Here is a 1072-nt window from a genome sequence, read left to right as displayed (position 1 = left end):
TGGACTGACCCCATAAAGTTGGATGGTTCATATTAAGCGGCTCTCAGAGCCTGGGTTCGGTACTCTACCGGACTCAGGCCTTTTAATTTCAGGCTTATCCGCTCGTTGTTGTAGTAATGGATATAGTCCTCTACGGCTTTTCTTAGCGCACTGACACTCCTGAACTCCCTCAGATAAAAACACTCCGATTTCAGGGTCCCGAAGAAGTTTTCCATCACTGCATTATCCAGGCAGTTTCCTTTACGCGACATACTCTGCGTCATCCCATGCGCCTTTAAACGTTCCTGATAGCTCCTCATCCTGTAATGCCAGCCCTGATCCGAGTGCAGCAGCGGAGCATCTCCCGGTCTGAGCTTCGGGAACGCACCGTCCAGCATCGTATTCACCATCTCCATCACCGGCCTTTCCGACAGGCTGTAGGCGATAACCTCCCGGTTAAACAGATCGAGAACTGACGATAGGTAAAGCTTTTTTCCCTGTACCGGGAACTCTGTCACATCTGTTACCCATTTTTCGTTGGCTTTTGACGCACCGAAGTTCCGGCTCAGGATATTGGGCGCGGCCTCGCCCGTTCTCCCTTTCCAGGCACGATATTTTTTCGCCCTTATCACAGACCGGAGTGACAGTTCTGCCATCAGCCGCTGCACTGTTTTATGGTTTATCCGCAGCCCCTGTTTTCTCAGTGCGAGCGTGATCCTGCGGTAGCCATAACGACCTTTGTGATAGTGGTATATCTTCCTGATGTTCTCTTTAAGACCCGCATACCTGTCCCCTTGCTTCAGTGCATTCATATTGTAATACCACGTGCTACGGGACATACCGGCCGCCCGCAGAAGGTCCCGCAGAGCGTGTTCATGCCTTAGTTCACTGATTATCAGGGCTTTTTGCCATTTTTTTCGCTCTGAACCAAGGCTTTCAACTTTTTTAGATAGGCATTCTCTGCCCGCAGATAACGCAGTTCGGCCCTGAGCTCTTCGGGGGAGAGTTTTTCCAGCTCTTTATCTGTCAGTGGTGGGATATTTTTTGGCTTTGTCATTTGTCCGGGCCGTCCGCATTGCATGTTTAAAAGACC

General features: G+C 50.4%; 1 pseudogene. It reads right to left on the bottom strand.

The window, feature by feature from the left end:
• Positions 1 to 32 precede the first annotated feature (32 nt).
• Positions 33 to 1072 (bottom strand): annotated as a pseudogene (locus tag HMPREF3140_RS18725) (IS3-like element ISKpn1 family transposase); the annotation flags it as partial.

Origin of the sequence: Klebsiella sp. HMSC16A12 (genome assembly GCF_001808265.1) — a bacterium.
Lineage (GTDB): Bacteria > Pseudomonadota > Gammaproteobacteria > Enterobacterales > Enterobacteriaceae > Klebsiella > Klebsiella pneumoniae.
Note: the sequence above shows the minus strand (reverse complement) of the source record. Positions and strands in the feature narration are given on the sequence as shown.